Annotated in this window: 20 protein-coding genes; 11 read left to right on the top strand and 9 right to left on the bottom strand. The window is 69.2% G+C overall.

What is annotated here, in order from left to right; genetic code table 11:
• Positions 1-18: 18 nt before the first annotated feature.
• Entirely contained in the window at positions 19-2,790 is a 2,772-nt protein-coding gene (locus WS91_RS04150) for a two component system sensor kinase (protein ID WP_038747810.1), read from the top strand.
• 20 nt (positions 2,791-2,810) lie between these two features.
• Here the strand turns inward: WS91_RS04150 and WS91_RS04145 are convergent, their stop codons facing one another.
• On the bottom strand, positions 2,811-3,461 hold the full coding sequence (locus WS91_RS04145) for a two component system response regulator (protein WP_038747807.1): 651 nt from the start codon (positions 3,459-3,461) through the stop codon (positions 2,811-2,813).
• Between the two features lie 101 nt (positions 3,462-3,562).
• On the opposite strand from WS91_RS04145, the gene WS91_RS04140 reads away from it, so the two are divergent.
• The 5 genes from WS91_RS04140 to WS91_RS37150 all read left to right on the top strand — a co-directional run bounded on the left by WS91_RS04140 (position 3,563) and on the right by WS91_RS37150 (position 7,443).
• The gene (locus WS91_RS04140; protein ID WP_226377296.1) at positions 3,563-3,967 is read left to right on the top strand and encodes a hypothetical protein; all 405 of its coding nucleotides are present in this window, start codon (positions 3,563-3,565) and stop codon (positions 3,965-3,967) included.
• 23 nt (positions 3,968-3,990) lie between these two features.
• Positions 3,991-5,478 carry an EscC/YscC/HrcC family type III secretion system outer membrane ring protein gene (locus WS91_RS04135; protein WP_052145076.1) on the top strand — a complete coding sequence of 496 codons (1,488 nt, stop codon included), beginning with the start codon at positions 3,991-3,993 and terminating at the stop codon, positions 5,476-5,478.
• 16 nt (positions 5,479-5,494) lie between these two features.
• On the top strand, positions 5,495-6,706 hold the full coding sequence (gene sctD / locus WS91_RS04130; protein WP_059669792.1) for a type III secretion system inner membrane ring subunit SctD: 1,212 nt from the start codon (positions 5,495-5,497) through the stop codon (positions 6,704-6,706).
• Between the two features lie 21 nt (positions 6,707-6,727).
• Entirely contained in the window at positions 6,728-6,949 is a 222-nt protein-coding gene (locus WS91_RS04125) for a hypothetical protein (RefSeq protein ID WP_038747802.1), read from the top strand.
• Between the two features lie 338 nt (positions 6,950-7,287).
• Positions 7,288-7,443 (top strand): anthrax toxin-like adenylyl cyclase domain-containing protein, encoded by a 156-nt coding sequence (locus tag WS91_RS37150; protein ID WP_231751967.1) that lies wholly within the window; start codon positions 7,288-7,290, stop codon positions 7,441-7,443.
• Between the two features lie 86 nt (positions 7,444-7,529).
• On the opposite strand, the gene sctW is transcribed toward WS91_RS37150, so the two are convergent.
• From sctW to WS91_RS04080, 8 genes are read right to left on the bottom strand one after another with little or no spacing between them, the layout of a single operon-like run.
• The gene (sctW, locus tag WS91_RS04115; RefSeq protein WP_059669790.1) at positions 7,530-8,642 is read right to left on the bottom strand and encodes a type III secretion system gatekeeper subunit SctW; all 1,113 of its coding nucleotides are present in this window, start codon (positions 8,640-8,642) and stop codon (positions 7,530-7,532) included.
• Positions 8,626-9,300 (bottom strand): hypothetical protein, encoded by a 675-nt coding sequence (locus tag WS91_RS04110; RefSeq protein ID WP_059669789.1) that lies wholly within the window; start codon positions 9,298-9,300, stop codon positions 8,626-8,628. The genes sctW and WS91_RS04110 overlap by 17 nt, the downstream gene beginning before the upstream one ends.
• Positions 9,297-10,229, bottom strand: a complete 933-nt coding sequence (locus WS91_RS04105; RefSeq protein ID WP_197422204.1) for a type III secretion system domain-containing protein — start codon at positions 10,227-10,229, stop codon at positions 9,297-9,299. The genes WS91_RS04110 and WS91_RS04105 overlap by 4 nt, the downstream gene beginning before the upstream one ends.
• 38 nt (positions 10,230-10,267) lie before the next feature.
• The gene (gene sctJ / locus WS91_RS04100) at positions 10,268-11,020 is read right to left on the bottom strand and encodes a type III secretion system inner membrane ring lipoprotein SctJ (RefSeq protein WP_059582078.1); all 753 of its coding nucleotides are present in this window, start codon (positions 11,018-11,020) and stop codon (positions 10,268-10,270) included.
• Complete coding sequence (gene sctI / locus WS91_RS04095) at positions 11,017-11,361, bottom strand: type III secretion system inner rod subunit SctI (protein WP_038747793.1); 345 nt, start codon at positions 11,359-11,361, stop codon at positions 11,017-11,019. The genes sctJ and sctI overlap by 4 nt, the downstream gene beginning before the upstream one ends.
• Entirely contained in the window at positions 11,273-11,668 is a 396-nt protein-coding gene (locus tag WS91_RS04090) for an EscG/YscG/SsaH family type III secretion system needle protein co-chaperone (protein WP_063889467.1), read from the bottom strand. Before WS91_RS04090 ends, sctI begins: the two co-directional genes overlap by 89 nt.
• Positions 11,665-11,880, bottom strand: coding sequence for a type III secretion system needle filament subunit SctF (gene sctF, locus WS91_RS04085; protein ID WP_038747791.1), 216 nt, complete (start codon positions 11,878-11,880; stop codon positions 11,665-11,667). Before sctF ends, WS91_RS04090 begins: the two co-directional genes overlap by 4 nt.
• A 14-nt stretch (positions 11,881-11,894) precedes the next feature.
• The gene (locus WS91_RS04080; RefSeq protein WP_226377297.1) at positions 11,895-12,617 is read right to left on the bottom strand and encodes a helix-turn-helix transcriptional regulator; all 723 of its coding nucleotides are present in this window, start codon (positions 12,615-12,617) and stop codon (positions 11,895-11,897) included.
• Positions 12,618-12,938: 321 nt separating this feature from the next.
• Between WS91_RS04080 and WS91_RS04075 the strand changes: the two genes are divergently transcribed.
• The 5 genes from WS91_RS04075 (at position 12,939) to sctE (ending at position 17,004) form a co-directional block, all read left to right on the top strand.
• Complete coding sequence (locus tag WS91_RS04075) at positions 12,939-13,751, top strand: secretion protein EspA (protein ID WP_059669787.1); 813 nt, start codon at positions 12,939-12,941, stop codon at positions 13,749-13,751.
• Positions 13,752-13,911: 160 nt separating this feature from the next.
• Entirely contained in the window at positions 13,912-14,262 is a 351-nt protein-coding gene (locus tag WS91_RS04070; RefSeq protein ID WP_038744729.1) for a hypothetical protein, read from the top strand.
• A gap of 139 nt (positions 14,263-14,401) precedes the next feature.
• Positions 14,402-14,956 (top strand): secretion protein EspA, encoded by a 555-nt coding sequence (locus WS91_RS04065; protein ID WP_059669786.1) that lies wholly within the window; start codon positions 14,402-14,404, stop codon positions 14,954-14,956.
• Between the two features lie 58 nt (positions 14,957-15,014).
• Positions 15,015-15,503: a SycD/LcrH family type III secretion system chaperone gene (locus WS91_RS04060; RefSeq protein WP_038754772.1), complete on the top strand. Its 489-nt coding sequence runs from the start codon at positions 15,015-15,017 to the stop codon at positions 15,501-15,503.
• Position 15,504: 1 nt separating this feature from the next.
• On the top strand, positions 15,505-17,004 hold the full coding sequence (gene sctE, locus WS91_RS04055; protein ID WP_038754769.1) for a type III secretion system translocon subunit SctE: 1,500 nt from the start codon (positions 15,505-15,507) through the stop codon (positions 17,002-17,004).
• The last annotated feature ends 11 nt before the right edge of the window (positions 17,005-17,015 follow it).

Genomic DNA, 17,015 nt, shown 5'->3' with positions numbered 1-17,015 from the left:
GCGGGGTACACATCAATAATGAGTGCATTGTGGGAAAAGTCGCTGACCGCGCGGATCATGGTGATCCTGAGTTGCGCGATGACGGCTTTCTGGCTGTTGTCCGAGTCGATCGGCTTTTATTTTCGATACATCGAGGCGCAAAGAGAGCTGCGCAGCGAGCTCACCTGGCAGCTCGAATCGATCGCGCAGGAGGAAAGCCGCCGTTACGAATACGCCGAGCGCCAGGCGCGGATGCTGCTGTCGTGGTGGAACATGCTCGACGACCGGATCATCCTGCGCCCGAAGGCGCAGGCTTCGGGGCAGCATGCGATTTTCGTGCCGTTCAAGGACGCGAAGGGCGATCGCGAGCTCGTCGATCGCGCGCGTGAAATCGTCGAGATCTACGGGCACGCCGATCCGCGCAACCGGATGGACACGTTCCTGCTGCTGCCGACGGAAGGCATCGTGCTGTTCGAGCCGGAAAGGATGTCGAAGAACGACATGCAGCGCAAGATCGCCGCGCTGGCGACGCTGCGCACGCTGCCGAAGCTGCCCGTCGTGCATTGGGGCGCGGCGATCACGGATTCGAAGGGCGTGCTCCGCGCGGCGGCGGCCGTCGTCGATCCGCACACGGGCATCGTCGCCGGCCAGAATCTGCGGGTGGGCGACATCCCGTCGATCGCGAAGGACATGGGGCTCGAGGCGCCGCCGCGCTTCGCGCTGCAATCGCAGGCGGGCGACGTGTTCTGGATGGGCGCCGACACGCCGATGAAGCCGCCGCCCGCGTTCGTGCTCACGCCGAAGTGCGACCGCACGAACTGGAATCGCCGGGGCAACTACTACGTGATCTGCACGCCGCTGTCGGGCCCGAACTGGCAGCTCGCCGCGATCTATCCGGTGAGCGCGGTCACGGACAAGGCGATGTCGCTGCTGCCGCTGACGACGCGCTGGACCTTCGTCGTGCAGCTGCTGCTGATCGCGTTCGTCTACGTCACGCTGCAGCGGCAGCTCGGCCGGCCGCTGCAGCATTTCGTCGACATCATCGACGCGCAGCGCGAGGGCGACCTCGGCCGCCGCCTGCCGACCGGGCGCCGCGACGAGCTGGGCCGGATCGGGAGCGCGTACAACTCGCTGCTCAGCACGGTCAACGCGTACTACAAGACGCTCGAGAGCAAGGTGCGCGAGCGCACGCGCGAACTCGCGGAGGCCAAGCGGATCGCCGAATCGGCGAGCCACCGCAAGAGCGAGCACATCGCGAGCATCAGCCACGAGCTGCGCACGCCGCTCAACGGGATCGTCGGCGCGCTCGCGCTCCTGAATCGCAGCGCGCTGCAGGCCGAGCAGCGGGATCTCGTGCGCGTCGCGCAGCAGTCGTCGTGCTATCTGCTCGGGATCGTCAACAACGTGCTCGACTTTTCGCGAATCGAGGCGGGCCAGCTCGAGCTCGCGAGCGAGCAGACCGATCTGCTCGCGCTGCTCGACCAGGCGATGCTGACGATCCACATCCGCGCGCACGAGAAGAGCCTCAGCCTGCGGACCTTCGTCACGTCCGACGTGCCGCGTCGCGTGTGGCTAGACGGCCTGCGCGTGCGGCAGATCCTCATCAACCTGCTCGGCAACGCGATGAAGTTCACCGAGCAGGGGCACATCCACCTGAGCGTCGAGCGCCGCGCGGACATGCTCGCGTTCGTCGTCGAGGATACCGGCAAGGGCATTCCGGACGAATACCAGCTCGACATCTTCAAGCCGTTCGTGCAGGTGCGCGCGCACGACAGCGGCAACGGCCTCGGCCTGCCGATCGCGTCGCGGCTCGCGAACCTGATGAACGGCGAGATCCTGCTCGACAGCAAGCTCGGCAAGGGCACGCGCTTCACGGTGCTGCTGCCGCTGCAGGCCGATGAAATGCCGCCCGCGCCGCTCGCGGGCCATCTCGTCGCGCCGGCCGCGCTGCACATGCAGCTGCGCATGTGGGGGCTGCAAGTCGACACGGGCGACAACGTGCAGTTTCCGATGCCCGAATCGGGCTATCTGCCGGGCAAGCTGTGGGACAAGGTCGTGCTCGCGCTGCGCGGCGAGGCCGTGCAGGAAGAGGTCGCGCCGAAGGCGATCTGCCCGTGGTCGCTGAAGATCCTCGTCGTCGACGACGTCGCGGTCAATCGCGACATCGTCGGCAAGATGCTGCGCGAGCTCGGGCATCGCACGCGCGCGGCCGCGTCCGGGCAGCTCGCGCTGAAGCTCGGCCGCTCGCACGTGTTCGATCTCGTGCTGATGGACGTGCGCATGCCCGAACTGGACGGCATGGCGACCGCGAAGCGCTGGCGGCACGTGGCAGAGGGCGTGCTCGATCCGGATACGCCGATCGTCGCGCTGACGGCGAACGCGTCGCCCGCCGAGCACGAGCGCGCGAGGGCGGCGGGAATGAACGGCTATCTGACGAAACCGGTTTCGCTCGAGCAGCTGGCCGACATGATCAATCAGGTCGCGTCGACGCAGCTCGCGCGCGGCGTCGAGCTCACGCCGAACGCGAAGTCATGCTCGCCGCTCTTCGATCTGAACGACGCCGCGATGCGCGAGAAGCTGCATCAGGCGCTCGTCGATCTGCACCGGCAGATCGACGCCGCATGGCACGCGAATGACGTCGCGTCGATGCTGAACGTGCTGCATGCGCTGAAGGGCTGCGCGGGCCAGGGCGGGCTCGACCTCGTGCGCGAGGCGGCCGAGCAGCAGGAGCGTCAGGTGCGCGCGGGCGGCTGGACGAGCTGTCAGGACGTGCGGGACCTGGCGGAATTGATCTCGATTCAGTTTGCGTGACCGCAGCGGCGGGCGCCGCGTCAGTGCAGGCCGAGGCGGTGCGCCCAGTTGGCGAGCTCCGCCGCGTTGTGCGCGTCGAGCTTGCGCATCAGGTTCAGTCGATGGGTCTCCACGGTCTTGATCGTAATCGTGAGCTTCTCGGCGATGTCGCGGTTGCGGCAGCCTTCGGAAATCAGTTTGAGCACCTGACGTTCGCGCGGCGTGAGCGCGACCGCGCCGTCGGCAACGGCCTTGGTCGTGACCTGCTCGACGTTGAGCGCCGGATCGATCACCGTGTGGCCGCGCCACACTTTCCAGATCGCGTCGAGCAGCGTCTGCTTCGAGCTGTTCTTCAGCAGGTAGCCGTTCGCGCCGGCCGCGAGCGCGGCGCTCGCGCGATGTTCGGTGGTCTCGGCGGTGACGACGAGGATGCCGAGGTCCGGCCAGCGCCGCCGCAACTGATGGATCACGTCGAGGCCGTTCATGCCGGGCAGGCCGAGATCGAGCAGCACGATGTCGGGATCGAGCCGCTGGCACGCGGCATAGACGTCGAGACCGTTGCTGATTTCGTCGACGACGGACAGCGGCGGCGAAGCATCCAGCAGGTTCTTGAGGCCCAACCGCAGCAGGGGATGGTCCTCCACGACCAGGATGCGTATCTCGGCGGGAGCGGCGGTGTGCGTGAGAGCCATGGGGCGGGTGCCAGACGATGATGAAAAATTACTCAAGGCGTCCGAAATTCAGGTGATGACCGGATCGATTCTATCAAGGTCTATCTTGAAAATGTCACGCCATGAAGCACGGATACCTGATTGACGCTCCCGCATGCATCCGGCATGTCGGATCGGTTTCGATCGGCGACGCGCGGCGCGGACGCTGGTCGCTGACGATGGACGAGCTGGACGGCTGGTGCGGCGAAGGCGCCTACGGCGTATGCGTTGCGTTCGCCGTGGACGGCGCGCCGCACGACGCCGCATGGCTTGCGCACGCGGCGCTGTGGCTCGCGTCGCTGCGCGGCCAGCCCGACGATGCGCTGTGGCTGGACGAGGGCACGCTCTACTTCGTGCGCCGCTACGATTGCGACGTCGATGCGGCCGCGCTGCGCGCGGGGCTCGAGCAGCAGGGCGCGGTCGTGCGCTGGCTCGGCGCGCATCACGCGGCCGCGCGCGGCATGCGTCGCGCAGGGCCTCTCGAATGACGCGCGCGTTTCGTCGCACGCGAATGCGCGCGCGGGCCGCCGCGGCGCTTGCCGCGTGCGTGGCGGCGAACGCGGCAGCATGGGCCGCGCCGCTGCCGACGCACGGCGCGGCGCCGTTCTTTCTCGCCACGCGCGGCGCGAAGCTCGCCGACGTGCTGCGCGATCTCGGCGCGAACTATCGGGTGCCCGTCGTCGTCAGCGAGCAGGTCGACGGCGCGTTCATCGGCACGCTCGACGGCGGCCCGCCGGACGCGGCGCTCGATCGTCTCGCGCGGCTCTATCAGCTCGCGTGGTACTACGACGGGCAAACGCTCTACGTGTATCGCGCGCAGGAGGTGGCGAGCCGTCTGATCGCGCTCGACTACCTGCCTTCCGCCACCTTGATCGCGCAATTGCGCTCGGCCGGGCTGCTGGATCGGCGGCAATGCCGCGTGCTGGCGATCGCGCAGGCGAACGCGATCGAGGCGTACGGCGTGCCCGTCTGCCTCGAGCGCATCGCGCAATTCGCGAAGCGCCTCGATCAGCAGGCGATCAATCGCGAGCAGAATCAGGAGTCGGTGCGCTTCTTTCCGCTCAAGTACGCGACGGCCGCCGACACGTCGTACAGCTATCGATCGCAGCAGGTGACGGTGCCGGGCGTCGTGTCGGTGCTGCGCGAGATGGCGCAGGGCCGCGCGCTGCCGCTCAAGGACAGCCAGGGGCAGCAGCCGGCGAGCGACCGGCTGCTGCCGATGTTCGCCGCCGACGCGCGGCAGAACGCGGTGATCGTGCGCGACAAGCGCGCGAACATGAGCCTCTACGGCGACCTGATCGCGCAGCTCGACCGCAAGCCGAAGCTCGTCGAGATCTCGGTCACGATCATCGACATCAACGCGGAGGACCTCGGCGCGCTCGGCGTCGACTGGCAGGCGTCCGCGCGGATCGGCGGCGGCACGGTGAGCTTCAACAGCGGCGGCCAGCCCGGCGCGGGCAGCTTCTCGACGGTGATCTCGAACACCGGCAACTTCATGGTGCAGCTCAGCGCATTGCAGCAGAACTCGAAGGCGCGCATCCTGTCGCGCCCGTCGGTCGTCACGCTCGACAACATGCAGGCGGTGCTGGATCGCAACATCACGTTCTATACGAAGGTGAGCGCCGAGCGCGTCGCGCGGCTCGAATCGATTTCGACGGGCTCGCTGCTGCGCGTGACGCCGCGCATCATCGGCGACGCGGGCCGCCAGGAGGTCATGCTGACGCTCGTCGTGCAGGACGGCCGCCAGACGAGCCCGCTGAGCCGCCAGGAGCCGTTGCCGCAGACGCTCAGCTCCGAGATCGCGACGCATTCGCTGCTCAAGGAGGGCGATGCGCTGCTGCTGGGCGGCTTCGTGCAGGACGAGCTGAGCGAGGGCGAGCGCAAGATTCCGCTGCTGGGCGACATCCCGATTCTCGGGCGTCTGTTCAAGACGACGAGCCGGAGCCAGCGGCACACGGTCCGGCTGTTCCTGATTCGCGCCGATCCGTGGCAGACGTAGCCGGCATGACGATCCGATGCACAAGCTCAAGTGGCTGAACGGCCCGCTCGCCGGCCTCGAGTTCGATCTGCCGCCGGGCGCGACGCGCATCGGCGGCGACGACGCGGACATCGCGCTGCCGCTCGAAGGCGATGCGCGCGCGGAGCTGACGAGCGGCGAGGACGGCGTGCGCGTGTCGGCCGACGCGCGCGCGTGGGTCGACGGCCAGCCGTGGAATGCGCACGGCGCGTTGCCTCTCGGGCGGGCGATCGACGTCGCGGGCGTCGCGTTCGTGCTCGGCGAAAGCGGCGATGCGCTGTCCGCGCTGCCGGTGCCTGCGCGGCGTCGCGCCGCGACGGCGGCGTCGACGCGCGCGCTCGCATGCGCGGCGCTCGCGTGCGCCGCGATCGTCGCGATCGCCGCGGGGCTCGGGCTGATTCTGTGGCGCCCGCCTGCGCCGGCGCGATTCGATGTCGACGCGTGGCTCGCGCAACAGATGCGCGCGCCGGCGCTGCACGGCCTGCATGCGCGGCGCGCGGCGGACGGCTCGGTGGAGGTGAGCGGGCTTTGCGCGTCGTCGGGCGACGTCGAGCGGCTGCGGGCGCGGTTGCGCGCGCGCGGCATCACGATGCGCGACGCGAGCCTCTGCGCGGACACGCTGCGCGAGAACGTGCGCAACGTGCTCGCGCTGAACGGCTACCGCGACGTGGACGTGCGCAGCGACGCGACGCTCGACGGCGTCGAGATCCGCGGGCCGATCGTTGCCGATGCGGCGTGGCAGCGCGTCGCCGCGCAGCTTCAGATGCTGCGCGGGCTGCGCGCATGGCGCGCGATCAACGATCGCGCATTGTGGTTCGGCCGGCTGTACGAAGCGCTGTCGGCTCGCGTGCCGCTCGACGGCCTGAACATTGTGATGTCCGGCAAGACGCTGATCGTCAGCGGCGCGGCGGACCCGGCCCGCGCGGCGGCGCTTTCGGCCGTGATCGCCGAATTCAACCGCTCGGCCCGCGACGGTTTCGCCGCGATGTGGCAGGACGTGCCGTCGCAACAGACGGCGAGCGCGTATCTGCCCGCGCCCGTCGTGACGGTGGGCGGCCACGCGGGCGCGATCTACGTCGTGCTCGCGAACGGCATGAGGCTGCAACTGGGCGGCGTGCTGCCGAACGGCTATGCGATCGTGCGCGTCACGCGCCGCGCGATGAGCCTGCGCAAGGACGAGCGCCTCGTGTCGGTGCCGCTCGACATGTGATCCTCCCGCAAGGAACCTCCGATGGTACGACTGACTGCTCTCGAAGAAACGCTGTTCGCCGACGACACGGGCGAGGCGCGCGACCGGCTGCTCGCCGTGCTCGCGCGCGCGTGCGCGCCGGGCGGCGATTGTCCGGACGCCGTGCGGCTCGCGGCGAGCGCGGCGCGCGACGTGATCGACACGCTGTGGGCGCGATATCACGGCAGCCCGCCCGGCCAAGCGGGGACGTCGCCGCGAGGCTGAATGCTCCGGCGAGCGCTCACGATGGGGAAACCGGCCGTGCGTGCCGGATTGCGCGAGCGGCGCCGCGCGATATCGCACACGATCGAATGTTCCGGATCGGCGCGGATACCGGATGCCCGAGCGCGGCCGCGGATTCGTGACGGCCGATCGAAGGCGTTCAGCGGCGATTGGTCGATTGTCGGCGCGTCCGGCGTTGCGGAAGCGCCGGGTCACGAACGGCATGACGCGACGGATTCGGCGCGGCCGAGCGCCGCCGGCGGTACGGCCGAATGCCGGCTCGCCGCGCCCGTCGAGCGCGTGCGAGGTGAGGCCGGGGCGCGCCCGCGCATCTGATCGAATTGCGGCGCGTCGCGCGCGAACATGCTTGCCTGACTTGCCTGATCGGCATTCGGCGCGCCGATCGGTTCGCGACCGGCCGGATCGAGAGCGGCCGTCCGGCGAAGGGCGGTCGCGTCAAGGGCAAGCGCGCGAACCGGGGCCCGCCGGCCGGGTAAGGGAAGCGGCGCGCGTGCGGCGCGAGCCGTTCCTGTTCGCGCGCGAGCGATTGCCCGCCCATCTTCGCGCACGAGCGCGCGCCGAACTACAGCCCGGCGTCGGCCAGCGCTTCGAGATGCTCGGCGAACGCGCCGAGGATCGCGTCGCGCTGGTCGGCGTCCTCGTAGCAGTCGACGGGCAGCAGCTTGACGAGCTCCTGCATCGCCTTCGCGTAGCGGTAGCGGAACGCGTCGTCGCGGATCGCCGCGCCGGTGCGCTCGGCGAGCCAGCCCGCGCTGATCCAGCTTTGCTCGACGCATTCGACGAGCGATTGCAGCAGCACGTCGGCGTCGACGCCGGGCGCGTTCAACGCGTCGGCCGCGCGCGCGCAGTGATCCTCGACGCCGAGAAACTGCAGGATGCGTTTCAGGTCCGTGATCACGGCCGCGAGATGCGCATCCATCGCCGGCCCCTGTGCGGACAGCTCGAACGCGAGCGCGCGGATCAGCGTCTTCAGCTTGCGCCGCCGGTCGCGCAGGCGGCGAAATTCGTCGAACCATTCGGTCAGGCGCTTTTGCCGCGCGGCCGCGCGCTGATAGAGCCGCCGCAGCTCGCTCAGGCCCGCGCGGCCGGCCACGCCGAATTCGAGCCGGGCGAACAGCTGCAATGCCCATTCGTCGCCGTCGAGAATCGCGGCGAGCGCGTCTTCTGCGCGCTTGTGCCGCATGCCGGACAGCTTGCCTTCTTCGAGCATCGCGCCGAGCAGCAGCGCGATTTCGCCCGCGTTGAAGCCGGCGTCGCGCATCGCGTCGGCCGCATCGTCGAGTTCGTCGACGCCGGGAATCCGCTCGCGCAGCTCGGCGAGCTCGGCCGCCGACACCGCGCCGATCTGCTTGATCAACTGATGCAGCATCGAGCGCGCGCGCGGCCGCTCCGGGCGGCCGTCCGCCGTGCCGCGCCGCGGCTCGCGAAAACGCGCGCCGATCGCGAAGCCGATGTCCTCGAGCGTTTCGGCGAACGATTCGCCCGACACGCCCGCCGCTTCGAGCGGCGCGCCGCCGAAGTCGAGCGGCGCGTCGGCGAGCTCGCGTTGCGCGAGCTCGTGCGCGGACTGCGGCGGCACGATCCGCTGGACCGGCTGCGCGGAAGCCGCGCCGGCGCCGGCCGGCGTCGCGGCGGCGCTCGCCTGCGCGGCGGCCGGATCAATACGGTTGAGCATCGGAGCGAGTCTCCTCGGTTGGGCCTGCGAGGCGCGCGAGCAACAGGCGCAGATGCCGGTCGAGATCGAAGCGGACGATCGCGTCCGGCGTTTCGAACCGTGCGGCGCGGTCCGACAGTGCGGTGTCGGCGTCGATTCGCACGCGCGGGTCGTGCCCAAGCGCGTCGCGCGCGCGCGGCAGGTTCGCCGGCGACACGAAGACGCGGAACGCTTGCCCGTGCGCGTCGGCGCGAACGCGCACGCGCACGCGTTGCGCGAGCAGCGCGACGGGCTCGTGCGTGCCGAGGTACGGCTCGACCACGCTCGCGACGAGCGCGCGCACGCGCGCGTCGATCCGCTCGGCGATCCGGGCCTCGGCTTCGCGCGCGTCGATCAGCCAGCGGACGGTATCGTCGATCAACGTGTCTCGCCGGCATTCGAGCTCGGCTTCGGCGCGGGCGGCGCCTTCGCGGTACGCGTCGTCGCGCACCCGCTCGGCCGCTTGCCGCGCCGCGTCGAGCTCGCGCCGCGCCTGATCGACGAGCGCACGCGCTTCGTCGCGCGCGGCCGCGACGACGGCCGCCGCGTCGCAATAGCGCGCGAGCGCGTCCGCCGGCAGATGCACGTCGAGCGGCGCGGGGCCGGGCAGCGAGACGATCGGAGGAACGAGGCCGTTCATAGGAAGCGGGCGAGTTTCAGGAGCTTGTCGGAAGCGGAGCCGGCGGTTGCCGGCGGCGATGCGTCGAGCGGGTTTCGCACGGCGAGCGCGTGCGGCGCGATCGATGCGGTCGGCGCGGTCGGTACGGTCGCTGCGGTCGATGGGCTCGCCGCGTCGGGGGGCGCGGCGAGCCGTTCACACCCGTCGGTCGCGCCGGGCGTCGCGCGCAGGACCCGGGCGTCTCGCATGTCGTGCATGCCGCGCGTCTCGTGCATCTCACGCATCTCATGCGTTTGATGCGTCTGGTGCGTGTCGAACGCATCGGCTGCATCGGCTGCATCGGCCGCATCGAACGCATCGAACGCAACCGACGCATCGAACGCAGCCGGCCGCACGGCCGCATCCGGCCCGTCGAGCGGCGCATCGTCCGCCGGCGGCAGCCGCGTCGCGAGCAGCGTCGCGACGACGCACGCCCCCGCGTCGCGCCGCCACCATCGCACGCCAGCCGCCGTCGCGGCGTCGACGAGGCGCTCGGGCGATGCGACGCGCGCGGGCGAGCGCCATCCGCGATGCAGCGCGAGCAACTGCGCGCAGCCGCGCTCGCCGATCCGCCCGGCGAGGTGCGTGCGGTATCGCGTGACGAGCAGATGATCCGCGCAATCGAGCGCGATCACGCCGAGCGCGACGATCAGCGCTTCGATCCGCGGCTCGACGGACAGCAGCGCGCTTTGCCTGTCGTCGAGCCGCGCGGGCAGCGGCGCGCGCGGAAAGCCGCGCCGCGCGACGATCAGCCGGTCGATCGCCGCGCGGCACGCCGGATGGCGACGATAGCTTTCGCGCCACGCGGCGAGCCCGAGATGCGGCCACCAGCCGTCGTGCATCGTCGCGCCGGGCTGCCAGCCGAGCCGATGCAGGCGCTGCAGCGCGGGCGTGAAGGGCATGGACGGCATGGAGGGCGCGAAGGGCATGACGGGCGGTTCGCTCATGATCATGACGCGCGCGGCTCGCCCGCCGAGCGGCCGCGCGACGCGACGACGGCGACCGCGAGGCTCGCGACGATGCCGAGCGCGCCGAGCGCGAGCCCGAGCCCGAGCCGGTGCGCGCGCAGCCACGCGATGAGGCCCGCGTCGGCTTGCGGCCCGACTTCGGCCGGCATGTCGTAGCGGTAATCGGCGGGCTGCAGCACGACGCTCACGCGATCCGCCGCGAGCCCCGGCGTGCCGGTGACGACGAGGCTGCGGATCTCGGCTTCGCGCGCGGCGAAGTTGCGCTCGGGGCTGTACTTGACGAATACCGACGCCGACGGCTGCGGCGGATCGCGCCGGTTCTGCGGATCGCCCTCGGCGATCGACACCTGCGCGTCGACGACGCCGTCCATCGCGCGCAGCATCTTCTCGAGCTGCTGCTCCTTGAGGAACGTGATCTTCGCCTGCTCCTGCGCGGGCGACGTGACGAGCTGGCCGGACGGAAACAGATCCTCGAGCGCGGCCGCCTTGCGTCGCGGCAGCCCGTTCTGCCGCATCAGCTCGACCGCGTTGACGAACTGGTCGGAATCGACGCGAATCGTCACGTTGCCGTCCTTCGACAGCTTCTTGTCGACGTCGATGTCGCGCAGCATCAGCAGCGCGATCATCTGGTTCGCCTCGGTTTCGGGCAGGTTCGTGTAGAGATCCGTCTTGCAGGCCGCGAGCGACAGCGCGAGCGCGGCCGCGCACACGGCGCGTGAAGCGCGTGCGGTCATTGCATGTTCACCAGCTTGTTGATGCCCTGCGACACCGCGCCCGCCGCCTTCGCGGTCAGGTCGACTTCGAGGATCGCGCGCAGCATCGCCGACTGGTTCGCGAGCATGTCGAGCGGCTGCATCAGCGCGGCGCCGGGATCGCGCGCCGCGTCGAGCGCGCGTTCGACGCCGAGCGAGCGATGCTGGAAGCCGCTCGCCGCGCGCGCTTCGGGCGTGCTCGCGTCCTGGCCGAACAGCGCGCGCGTGAACGCGTCAATCTGGGTCTGGTCGACGGGCGTCGCGCCCGGCTGCTGCGCCGCTTGCAGCGTCTGGAGCGCGTGTTGCGCGGCTGTGATGTCCATGGAGGCTCCTTGCGAATTCGGATGAGAACGGGGGCGGCGCGCCGGACGGCGCGTGCGCGGGCGCGAGCAGCCCGCGCAGCAGCGCGGCGTCGGGCCCCGGCATCGACGCGAGCAGCCGCGCGGCGCAGCCGTCGCGGCCGAGCCCGATCAGCATCGTCGCTTCGACGAGCCGCCGGTCGCCTGTGGCCGCGACGAGCGCCGGCAGCGCGTCGTAGATCGCCCATGCGTGCCGCGCGAGCCCGTGATTGACGGCCGCGAGCCCGCACTCGACGAGCAGGCGGCGCGCGTCTTGCGAGAGCGCCGTCATATCTTCTGGATGATGCCGGACAGCATGTCCTTGACGGCCTTGAGCACCGCGCTCTGATAGCCGACGAACACCGAGTACTGCTGGATCGCGAACTGCGCCTGCAGCATGCTGGTCGGATCGTTGAGGTCGGACGCGTTCATTTTCGACTCGACGTCGTTGCCGACCTTGTCGACGAGACGCGAGAGCTGCTGATTGACGGCTTCGATATCCATCGCAGGGCCCTCCGTCAGGCCACCGCGGCCGCCGGCCGCTTCGCGCGCAGCCGGTACTGCGTCGGATTGCAGAGGTAGCGGCGGCGGAAGCTGTCGGTGAAATGCGCGTGATTCGAGAAGCCGCATTCGTGCGCGATGTCGAGAATGCGCATCGACGTCGACACGAGCAGATGCTGCGCGTGCGCGAGACGGCGCTCGACGAGCCAGCGCTTCGCGGACATCCCGTATTTCTCGACGAACAGCAGGTTGAACTTGCGCGGCGGCAGCCCGAACTCCTCGGCGAAGCGCGCGACGCTCCACGGATTGAGCGCGTGCGCGTCGACGAAGTCGACGAACTCGGTGTCGCCCGCCATCGCCGCGTGCAGCAGCCGCGAGAAGTACGCGCGATCGGCGCCGAGGCAAAACACGTACAGGAAGCTGAGGAGCGCCGGGCGCGACACGGGCGCGAGCAGCTCCAGCATGCCGATCACCTCGGGCGAGGTCGGCACGACGCGCAGCGGCTCGCCGCGAAACGGCGTCGCCTCGGGCCGGTCGATCAGCGCGCTGATCTCCGCGTACAGCGTGCGGAAGTCGGCCGCGTAGAAGTCGGCGAACTGGATGTCGGTGCCCGCGCCGGCGTCGCACAGCGCGGCGTCGTCACGGGTGACGACGATACAGTCGCCCGGCACCGCATGGATCATGCCGCGCGTCCTCACCTGGCCGCTCAGGCGGCCGAACAGGAATCGTACAACTTGCATCAAGCCCCCGTGGCTGTTGTTGCTGCCCGGTCCGAATCATCGGCCATTTGGCTGAAAAATCGTCTCAGGTCATCACCTGAAACCGTCGGTCGGCGAGGCGGCATGCCGCACTTGCGCGCGTCGCCGGCCCGTTGCCGAAAAACCGGAATGCGCGGCCGGATTCCGACAAAGCGCGGCCGGATGCGTGGCTACGATGGACGCAACGGATCGGGGCGCGCGGCTGTTCGGGCGCGCCGATCGGCGCTCGTCGCGGACGCAGTCGGACGCGGCGGGCAGCGCCGAGTCAACCACCGGCTGCACGATAAAAAGGAGGGTCCCACGATGCAAGTTGGCATTGAGCGCCAGGGCGCGGCTTCCGTCGGCACGCAATACGCCGTGGACGCGCCGGGCGAGCGCAACGTCGCGAATTCGCACCCGATCGGCGACAGCATCGCGATGATGCTGGTGATCATGGATCTGCTGAGCCGGCAGACGACGGCGAAGCTGGACGACATGCAGAAGAAGTCGAACATCTCGCGCGACGCGCAGGACATGGCGAACAAGGTGGAGGCGGCGCTCGCGAAGCTCGTCAAGCCGGAGGACAAGACCGAGCTGCCCGCCGACGTGCTCAAGTATATGAAGGACAACGACATCCTCGTGAACGGCATGACGATCGACGAGTTCATCGCGGCGAAGACGGCGGCCGGCCCGGACCCTCGGAAATTCGCGCAGATGCTCGAAAAGATGCAGTCGATGATCGACAAGGCCGATGTGGACGGGATGACGTCGACGCCGTGGCAGGACGTGGTCAGCTACATGGATTCGCTCGGCATCAAGATCGACGGCAAGCGCGTGTGCGACTACATCTGGTCGCTGCCCGAGGTGAACTACCGGCCCGGCCAGAAGATCAGCGTCGATCACATGAAGACGATCATGAGCGCGCTGCAGGGCGCGGCGGGCCTCGACAAGGCGGACCTGATGTCGGTGAAGTCGTCGCTCGAATCGGTATCGGGGCGCGCGTCGGATTTCATCCAGCAGAGCCAGCTGAAGATGCAGCAGCTGATGCAGAACTACAACACGGCGGTGCAGATGATCAACAGCCTGCAAAGCATGCTCGCCGAATCGACGAAGGGCATCGCGTCGGCGATCCGCTGACGCGCCGCGTGGCCGGCGCGGCTTCGCGCGCGCCGGCCGCCGCGACGGCGATTGCGGTAAACGCGCATGCGCGGGTACGAATTCGAAAGCGGCCGCGGTTTTCAGTAAAGCGAAATCGCGCGGCGAAATTACGATGAAACCGTCAAGAACGAGGTGAGCGATGCAAGGACTCGAGCAACTGAAGGATGCGATGACCGACCTGCACCGGCGCAAGGAAGCGATGCGCGAGCAGATGCAGGCGTTTGAAGCGTTGCAGGACGAGATCGCGGCGCTGCGCGCGCGGGCCGCGCGCGATCCGGACGCGCGCCGCAAGCTGCAGCGTCTCGACGACCTGATGAAGCACGGCGGGCAGGGCCTCGCCGAGCGCATGACCGAGCAGGCCGGCAAGACGGAGCAGTGCCTGAAGCGGCTCGGCGACGAAATCGCGCAGCTCGCGCTCGCCGCCGCGCCGCAGCCCGAGGCCTCGCGCGAGCGCCGGACGCCGAGGAAATTCGCTCGCGCATTCGTCTGACACCCGTCCGATCCGGCCGCGCAGCGAAACAGCACGAAGCCGGAAACACGAAGCAAGCCGCAGCGAAGCGAACGGAACGTAGCGAAACGAACGGAACGTAGCGAAACGAACGAAACGAACGAAACGGAGAATCCGAGACATGACGACCATTCAACCGACCGCCCAGAGCCAGATGTCCAGCGTCGACCCGATCGGCGGCGCGAGCGAGCGCAACGTCGCGAATCCGCACCCGATCGGCGACAGCATCGCGATGATGCTGGTGATCATGGATCTGCTGAGCCGGCAGACGACGGCGAAGCTGGACGACATGCAGAAGAAGTCGAACATCTCGCGCGACGCGCAGGACATGGCGAACAAGGTGGAGGCGGCGCTCGCGAAGCTCGTCAAGCCGGAGGACAAGACCGAGCTGCCCGCCGACGTGCTCAAGTACATGAAGGACAACAACATCCTCGTGAACGGCAAGACGATCGACGATTTCATGAAGGACAAGGGCGGCAAGCTCGACAAGGCGGACCTGATGTCGGTGAAGTCGTCGCTCGAATCGGTGTCGGGGCGCGCGTCGGATTTCATCCAGCAAAGCCAGCTGAAGATGCAGCAGCTGATGCAGAACTACAACACGGCGGTGCAGATGATCAACAGCCTGCAAAGCATGCTCGCCGAATCGACGAAGGGCATCGCGTCGGCGATCCGCTGACGCGCCGCGCGGCCGGCGCGGCTTCGCGCGCGCCGGCCGCCGCACGGGAGACCATCCGATGGCCGCACTCAATCAAACGACGCCGCACGACGATCACGCGGTGCTGCAGCGCTTTTTCGCGTCGGGCGGATCGATTCGCATGCTCGCCGACGTCGAGCGGCGCGATCTCGACACGCTGTACGCGTATGCCACGCAGCTCCTCGACGCGGGCGAGCTGCACGCGGCGCGCAACTTCCTGCTGATGCTCGCGCGCGTCGATCACTGGAACTTCGATTACTGGTTCGCGCTCGGCCTTTGCCAGCAGCGGCTCGCCTCGCATGACGAAGCGATCTTCTGCTTCAGCCGCGCCGGGATGATACGCGTGGACGATCCGCGCGCGTCGTATCACGCGGGCGTGAGCTACCGGCTCGCCGGCAATTCCGATTACGCGGCGAAGGCGTTTCGCGCGGCGCTCGGCTGGTGCGGCGAGCGCGGCGAGCACAGCGAGCTGAAGGCGCGCGCGGCGCGGCAGCTCGCGCAATGCGCGCAATGTGAACGGGAGGAATGAAATGACGGTTGCGATCAACGCACATGGAACGCAAGGCGGCGCGCTCGCGCCGATCGATCCCGAACGGCAGGCGGACGGCGCGGCGCGTGCGCGCGCCGCGGCGGGCCTGCTGCGCGTCGCGGCGGCCGTCGTCGACGATGCGCGCGCGGGGCTCGCCGCCGACGGCCGCGCGCCGCTCGCCGCGCAGGCGCTCGTGTCGATGAAGGAGGCGGCGGGCGCGCTTGGGCGCGTGCTCGGCCAGTTCGATCGCGCATCCGGCGAAAAAGGCTCGGCGTCGTCGATCGGCCTGCGCGATTTCGAAAAAATGTCGATGGAGACGATGCTGCTCGCGACGACGCTGCTGTCGACGAAGGCGCTCGGTAACACCGCGGAGCTGAAGAGCAAGGCGCTCGACATCATGTCCGCGAAGCAGGAGGAAGTCCGCCGGCAGGAGATCAAGGATTATCGCGAGCAGATCGACAACGCGGTCGAGCAGCAGCAGAAGGCGAAGAAGGCCGGCATCTTCGGCGTGATCTTCGACTGGATCGTCGCGGCCGTCGAGGTCGTGTCCGGCGTCGCGAAGATGATCGGCGGCGCGCTGTCCGGCAACGCGATGATGGTCGCGGGCGGCGCGATGGACCTGATGGCGGGCTTCGCCGGCGTCGTGAAGGCGACGATGAACACGCTCGCGCTGATCGACGAGAAGAACGCGGACAAGTACCGGCAGGTCGCGGACGTCGCCGCGAAGGTGCAGTTGACGTTCGAGATCGCGGGCGCGGTCGTCGACGTGACGAGCGCCGCGCGCAACATGCTGCTCACGAAGGCGATTCCGAAGGCGACGACCGCCGTGCTCGAGAAGGGCGCGGGCGAGGCGCTCGAGCAGGCGGTCAAGGCGGGCAGCAAGCAGGCGGTCGAGACGGCCGCGCAGGCGGTCGGCAAGGAAGTCGCGTCGCAGGTGTCCGAGCAGATCCTGCAGGGGCTCGGCAAGGCCGCGCTCGAGGCGTCGAAGAAGGCGGGCAAGGAAGCGCTGCAGAAGACGGTCCAGCAGCTCGGCGTGAACCGGATGCTCGAGAGCTTCTCGCGCGAGGCGATCGAGAAGATGGTGACGAAGGCGGTGCAGAAGGTCGCGAACGAGGCGATCGACCGCGGCGCCGAGATGACCGCGCAGGCGCTGACGCAGGCGATCGCCAAGCAAGTGAAGCGCGACGTGATGGCGGCCGCGCTGAAGGCGTCGCTGTCGCCGCTTCTGAACACGACGCGCGCGACGGTCGCGGCCGCGAGCCAGACGACGTCGGGCGTGCTCGGCGTCGAGCGCGCGAAGCTGCAGAAGGAAATCGACCAACTGATTCTCGACCAGCAATGGCTGCAGATGTGCTTCGAGTTCTACAAGCAGCAGAAGGAAGCGCAGACGAAGGACGCGCAGGCGCTCGTCGAGAAGGCGGGGCAGGCGATCGAGGACGGCGGCCAGGCGCTCAGGCAGAGCGGCGCGGTGCAGTCGCGGGTCGCCGCGTCGATGGTTTGAACGCACGGCGC

Source organism: Burkholderia sp. MSMB1498 (genome assembly GCF_001526245.1).
Lineage (GTDB): Bacteria > Pseudomonadota > Gammaproteobacteria > Burkholderiales > Burkholderiaceae > Burkholderia > Burkholderia savannae.
The sequence above is the reverse complement of the archived record's forward strand: the minus strand, read 5'-3'. Positions and strand labels throughout refer to the sequence as shown.

What these genes read in the sequence shown, in the direction of transcription:
- WS91_RS04150 (WP_038747810.1), top strand. Translation starts at nt 19, where the DNA reads ATGAGTGCATTGTGGGAAAAGTCGCTGACCGCGCGGATCATGGTGATC.
- WS91_RS04145 (WP_038747807.1), bottom strand. Translation starts at nt 3,461, where the DNA reads ATGGCTCTCACGCACACCGCCGCTCCCGCCGAGATACGCATCCTGGTC.
- WS91_RS04140 (WP_226377296.1), top strand. Translation starts at nt 3,563, where the DNA reads ATGAAGCACGGATACCTGATTGACGCTCCCGCATGCATCCGGCATGTC.
- WS91_RS04135 (WP_052145076.1), top strand. Translation starts at nt 3,991, where the DNA reads ATGCGCGCGCGGGCCGCCGCGGCGCTTGCCGCGTGCGTGGCGGCGAAC.
- sctD (WP_059669792.1), top strand. Translation starts at nt 5,495, where the DNA reads ATGCACAAGCTCAAGTGGCTGAACGGCCCGCTCGCCGGCCTCGAGTTC.
- WS91_RS04125 (WP_038747802.1), top strand. Translation starts at nt 6,728, where the DNA reads ATGGTACGACTGACTGCTCTCGAAGAAACGCTGTTCGCCGACGACACG.
- sctW (WP_059669790.1), bottom strand. Translation starts at nt 8,642, where the DNA reads ATGCTCAACCGTATTGATCCGGCCGCCGCGCAGGCGAGCGCCGCCGCG.
- WS91_RS04110 (WP_059669789.1), bottom strand. Translation starts at nt 9,300, where the DNA reads ATGAACGGCCTCGTTCCTCCGATCGTCTCGCTGCCCGGCCCCGCGCCG.
- WS91_RS04105 (WP_197422204.1), bottom strand. Translation starts at nt 10,229, where the DNA reads ATGCCGTCCATGCCCTTCACGCCCGCGCTGCAGCGCCTGCATCGGCTC.
- sctJ (WP_059582078.1), bottom strand. Translation starts at nt 11,020, where the DNA reads ATGACCGCACGCGCTTCACGCGCCGTGTGCGCGGCCGCGCTCGCGCTG.
- sctI (WP_038747793.1), bottom strand. Translation starts at nt 11,361, where the DNA reads ATGGACATCACAGCCGCGCAACACGCGCTCCAGACGCTGCAAGCGGCG.
- WS91_RS04090 (WP_063889467.1), bottom strand. Translation starts at nt 11,668, where the DNA reads ATGACGGCGCTCTCGCAAGACGCGCGCCGCCTGCTCGTCGAGTGCGGG.
- sctF (WP_038747791.1), bottom strand. Translation starts at nt 11,880, where the DNA reads ATGGATATCGAAGCCGTCAATCAGCAGCTCTCGCGTCTCGTCGACAAG.
- WS91_RS04080 (WP_226377297.1), bottom strand. Translation starts at nt 12,617, where the DNA reads ATGCAAGTTGTACGATTCCTGTTCGGCCGCCTGAGCGGCCAGGTGAGG.
- WS91_RS04075 (WP_059669787.1), top strand. Translation starts at nt 12,939, where the DNA reads ATGCAAGTTGGCATTGAGCGCCAGGGCGCGGCTTCCGTCGGCACGCAA.
- WS91_RS04070 (WP_038744729.1), top strand. Translation starts at nt 13,912, where the DNA reads ATGCAAGGACTCGAGCAACTGAAGGATGCGATGACCGACCTGCACCGG.
- WS91_RS04065 (WP_059669786.1), top strand. Translation starts at nt 14,402, where the DNA reads ATGACGACCATTCAACCGACCGCCCAGAGCCAGATGTCCAGCGTCGAC.
- WS91_RS04060 (WP_038754772.1), top strand. Translation starts at nt 15,015, where the DNA reads ATGGCCGCACTCAATCAAACGACGCCGCACGACGATCACGCGGTGCTG.
- sctE (WP_038754769.1), top strand. Translation starts at nt 15,505, where the DNA reads ATGACGGTTGCGATCAACGCACATGGAACGCAAGGCGGCGCGCTCGCG.